Origin of the sequence: Sulfitobacter sediminilitoris (assembly GCF_010667575.1) — a bacterium.
Lineage (GTDB): Bacteria > Pseudomonadota > Alphaproteobacteria > Rhodobacterales > Rhodobacteraceae > Sulfitobacter > Sulfitobacter sediminilitoris.
The window spans coordinates 1-4,713 of record NZ_JAABNT010000055.1 but is presented as its reverse complement, the minus strand read 5'-3'; the positions used below and the strand labels follow the sequence as shown (position 1 = coordinate 4,713).

The window sequence follows — 4,713 nt, the reverse complement described above, 5'->3', positions numbered from 1 at the left end:
CTTTGCCAAATCTACACCGATCATTGTATCAATCATATTGCCGTCCTCTCTCTAGCGTGGCCGTGTACGACCACATCTTTGGCACATTGCGATGCCGACTGGGGAGGGCGGCAACCATACCATCTCTCCTGAGACATCTGAGAAAAGTAGTCGGATGACCGCTTGAAGGCGGATAGCTGACGCTCAGCACTATTTGCATTCGGAGCAACGTCTGCTTTGCGACCTCGATGACTATTTTCGGGAGAAGCGGCCCTTGGTCCGAAACTGGCTTATGGCTGAATTGCTGAGAGGCTGTGTGAAAACTATTTGCGCGGCGGCAAAACGACAAAAACAGCAAGATTTGCAGCCTCTCTCGTTGAGCTGAACCACAAACAGCACGCTTCGGGAAAATGAGCGGCACCAAAAGGGCGCGAATTTCGAGTTTTCACACACCCTCCGGACTTTCCGGACATTCACTTTGTTACGAACTTTGTTCAGACAAAGAGTGGGCACCTATGCGTTGTGTGATGCACTCAAAGATTTTTTTGTGATTGAGTAGTCATACTTTGGTGTAGGTTTGAACGATCGGCAACTCACTTTCTAGTTGTCAGCGAAACCGCCAGGCGAGGATAAGAAATGAAGTTGATCTTTTTTGATGAGATCGAAGTGCCATCTCGCTTGCAAGGACCGGGTCAAACCATCGACCTGCAAGAAATGGTTGATTTTGCAAAAGTCTGGGACCCGCTCCCAATCCATCTCGATGAAGATTTTGCTCGAGAATACGGAGGTATAACGGCATCTGGACCATATCTGCTGGCATACCGTATCCGCCTAATCCACAGAATGGAGAAGCAACCTGCCGTCATTGCCTCTTTCGGATACGACGAAGTCAGGTTCAAGTCTCCGGCCCACGCCGGCGACAAGATTTCTCTCGTTCTTGATTTCGAGAGTAAGCGTTTATCGTCCTCTAAGCCCGATCGAGGAATTGTTTCCATGCGCCAGACGCTGATCAACCAAGATGGTCAAATTGTCTTGACCGTTTTGGACAACGTGCTGGTTCGAAAGGGAACCAACTGACATAGCACCAAGGTAAATGTGGGCTCGTTTGGGTCATCCGGGTCTTTTCATCGGATGACCGGAAAGCTGCAGTCAGCGGCCACTGATGACCGACTCGCGCCGCGGCAACGTCCGCTTTAGCGCTGCAACGACAGCCTTTGCCAACCACCGGCCACTCGTTTTGACTGCGTCCGATGTCTCAAAAGCGGAGAGGGTGTGTGAAAACTCGAAATTCGCGCCCTTTTGGTGCCGCTCATTTTCCCGAAGCGAGGTGTTTGTGGTTCAGCTCAACGAGAGAGGCTGCAAATCTTGCTGTTTTTGTCGTTTTGCCGCCGCGCAAATAGTTTTCACACAGCCTCCGGACAATGCTGCCATTGATCTGTCCGTGTACGGGCGCGGATTGGCCTCGCGCTAAGTGCCCAACTCCGCGTGCCATCCAGCGCTCGCATCAATATGTCGAATGGAACACTCATGGATCAGGTCTTCGTAGCCGGGGGGCAGGAAAGACGTCTGCCATGCGTCACCGAAGCGGGCCTTAATTGCATCAAGATCCTGCCAGAGCGACGCGAACACAACGTAGTCTTCGTCCAAATCTATGCCATGACCAAAGAAATATCCCTGATTTCCTGGTTCCCCTTTGACAACCTCGGCCGAAGTGCCTGCGAACTTCTTGATCAATTTCTTGGCACACCCAGGTTTTGCCCTGACCTCGAACAATCTCACGATCGGCCCCTGTTGCGGTGTTCCTTCTGCCATACATGGCCTCCTTAATTCATCAATACCCGGAGTGGCGCGAAAGCGAATGCCTGCGGTTCCTGGCGCTACAATACGTGTGCCAATGCTATGGCATCCTCCAACCGGTCGTCGCCCCAGAAAAGTTCGTCACCCACCAAAAAGCTTGGCGCTCCGAAAATACCGAGGGTCCGCGCTTGCTCGGTCGCTTCGCGCAATTTCGACTTGGTAAGGCTCTGTTTTGCCTTGGCGAACCATTCATCCGGCGTAACATCGCAGTCTTCCAGAACACGCCGCAACACGGCCTCATCCGAGATATCCGCCCCGCATCCGAACTGAGCGGCAAAAACAAGGCGAGCAAAATCTCCGGACCAAGTTTCGCTTAGCGCTGCGGTCATGATCCGCGCGGCACTCAAGCCATTCATTGGAAAGATCGGCGGACGCACGAAGGGAAGCCCATATTTCTTGCAGCATCGTTCCATGTCGCGCCACATATACGCGCCTTTGATAGAATCAATGATAAACGGCGATGTGTCCAATCCTCTGCCCCGAAAAATCGGACCCAATAGAAATGGCCGCCACGCCAGGTCAATTTGCGTCCCATTCAAGAGCTCCTCAATACGAGAGACCGACAGGTAGGAGTAGGTGCTTGCAAATTCGAACCAGATTTCAAGCTTCACATGGTAACCCTTTTTCGCAGCGAGAGACTGTTGGTCGCGGGAAGCGCAACCACCAAGGACCGGCGCGCCCGGCGCCAATTTCGCGGATCGGACCGGGGGTCACCTGAAGACTGAATGCAAATTCAAGCTGTGGCGCGTTCATCGGCTCTCCTTGAAAGAACATTGTGCACAAGGATCACGGCCAGCCCGACGCAGATGCCAAACCACATGACCGGTTCTGTTTTCCACATGACCAGGACGGCCAGACCAAGGCGGGCCGCTATTTCCACAGACCCCATCGGGCCCCGGTCATATCGCGCCAAGGCTGACGCCACGAGGTATAGGGCAAGGACCAATCGGGCGGATAGCATGGCCAGTGCGGCGATCTCGACCTCACCGCTGTAGCCTTCGATCAGGGCTTTGGCACCGGACTCGTCTGTGATTGTCACCGCTTCGGGGATCAACAAAAGTTCAGGGTACCATGCAAAGATGAAGGGGATCGTAAACATCACAATACCCACCCGCACGGCCGCAACGCCGGTGCGCATCGGCTCGGCTCCGGTGATAGAGGCGGCTGCAAAAGCCGCGACCGCCACGGGTGGCGTGATCGCAGAGGCCACGGCGAAGTAGAAAACGAACATATGTGCGGTGAAAAAGCTGACGCCAAGGTTGGCGAGCAACGGGCCAAGCAACAAGGCGACGTTCACATAGGCCGGAACTGTCGGCATTCCCATGCCCAGCAAGATCGCGCAGAGCATCGCGCAGGTCAGGGCCAGCATCAGATATACGCCCCCGACGATCTGCACGTCATAGCCGAACAGCCGGACGCTTTGTGCCTGTTCCAGCCACGAGGTCACGGCGCGGGTCAATTCTCCAGTCAGGCCGCTTTCGTTGAGGAAGGCGGAAATGATTGACACCGCAAAGAGCAGCAGGAACAATCGCGAAATCAGCAGCCCCCCGTCAGCCAGTGAGGCAAGCATCTTGGACGGTTTGGCGCGGGTTTCAGGGTCAAGCAGCAGCAGCGGAATCAGAACCGCAACCGCCCACCAACCGGCGGAGACTGCATCCCCCGTGGAATTAATGATTGTGCGCGTGACCGCATCGGGCAGGATCGCTCCGATCCACCCGCTGCCGCTGGCGTCTTTGCTGCCCAGAAGCAGGAACAGGATCGTGAGGATCGGCGCCACGATGATAATCAGGTTCAACCAGTCCTGACGCGCCATCACAAGGTCTTCCGGCACCTCACCGACGGCCACGACGCGCTCGCGGCGAGCCTGAAACATCACCGCAAGAAAGATAGAGAAGAAAAAGAACATCGCCGGCAGGAAAGCCGCCGTGATGACTTTGGTGTATGGCACCGCCGTCAGCGCCACGAGCACAAAGGCCGCAACCCCCATGACCGGTGGCATGATCTGCCCGCCCGAGGAGGCCGCGGCTTCGACGCCGCCTGCGAATTCCTTTGAAAAACCGTTCCGTCGCATCATCGGGATCGTCAGCCGCCCGGTGGACAGCACATTGGTGACGGGCCCGCCGGTGATTGTGCCAAACATCGCCGAGGACACAATGGCCGCATGGGCCGGTCCGCCGCGCAGGTTGCGCGTTGCGCGCACGGCGAGCTTGATCAAGGATGTGCCCCCCGCCGACGTGCCAAAGAGCGCTCCCAGGACCACATAGGGAAAGACTTGATTGATGACGATATCCATGAAACGGCCCATGAACCCGTCGGGCGTGACAAAGACGTTCGTGGCTTTCTGGATCGCCGCTGCAGTAACATCTCCGCCATCGGCCCCCAGTTTGGTCAGCAAGAAATTATTGTCCGACAGATCGAAGATCCAGATCAGTGTTGTGCCAACGGTATACAGCACCACGACACTGGCAACGGCCACCAAGGGCAGCCCCCAGACACGGATGTTATAGAGGAAGAACAATGTGATGATGGTGAACAGCAGGGGAATGATCCAGATCCCGAAACGGGCCTGACAGGCGGGCACCTCGGCATCAAAGGACATGCCGGGGATGACGCCGGCAGATCGTTCGGCTGCGTCCTGAATAAGGCGTGCTCTTTCGCCTGTGATCTGGTCAATCAGACAGACAGAGTCGATTTCGACGAGGTATCCGAAGGCCGCCAGAAATGCAGCAAGCAATAGCCCCGCATCCAGCTGTCAACGCCGGAGCAAAATCGCACCAAACGCCGGAGAGAAAGTGCGCCACTTGGCTGGATCTGGCCGGAGTAAAACTGCGCCAGCTTGTTGGGTTAGGTTTGTCCATAGGCCCGCACGGCGGAGTG

4 protein-coding genes are annotated in these 4,713 nt (G+C 55.9%); 1 reads left to right on the top strand and 3 read right to left on the bottom strand.

Features of this window, described 5'->3' with window-relative positions; translation table 11 throughout:
* Nucleotides 1-615 precede the first annotated feature (615 nt).
* A complete protein-coding gene (locus tag GV827_RS22945) occupies nt 616-1,056 on the top strand; it encodes a MaoC/PaaZ C-terminal domain-containing protein (protein ID WP_164356618.1) in 441 nt (146 codons plus the stop codon).
* A 390-nt stretch (nt 1,057-1,446) separates the two neighbouring features.
* Here GV827_RS22945 and GV827_RS22940 read toward each other — a convergent pair whose 3' ends face one another.
* The 3 genes from GV827_RS22940 to GV827_RS22930 all read right to left on the bottom strand — a co-directional run bounded on the left by GV827_RS22940 (nt 1,447) and on the right by GV827_RS22930 (nt 4,570).
* On the bottom strand, nt 1,447-1,791 hold the full coding sequence (locus GV827_RS22940) for an antibiotic biosynthesis monooxygenase (protein ID WP_164356616.1): 345 nt from the start codon (nt 1,789-1,791) through the stop codon (nt 1,447-1,449).
* 65 nt (nt 1,792-1,856) lie between these two features.
* Nucleotides 1,857-2,447 carry a 2-hydroxychromene-2-carboxylate isomerase gene (locus GV827_RS22935; protein ID WP_164356615.1) on the bottom strand — a complete coding sequence of 197 codons (591 nt, stop codon included), beginning with the start codon at nt 2,445-2,447 and terminating at the stop codon, nt 1,857-1,859.
* Between the two features lie 122 nt (nt 2,448-2,569).
* A complete protein-coding gene (locus tag GV827_RS22930) occupies nt 2,570-4,570 on the bottom strand; it encodes a TRAP transporter permease (protein WP_164356613.1) in 2,001 nt (666 codons plus the stop codon).
* Between the last annotated feature and the right edge of the window lie 143 nt (nt 4,571-4,713).

Coding starts and splice junctions, on each gene's coding strand:
- GV827_RS22945 (WP_164356618.1), top strand. CDS start 616: ATGAAGTTGATCTTTTTTGATGAGATCGAAGTGCCATCTCGCTTGCAA.
- GV827_RS22940 (WP_164356616.1), bottom strand. CDS start 1,791: ATGGCAGAAGGAACACCGCAACAGGGGCCGATCGTGAGATTGTTCGAG.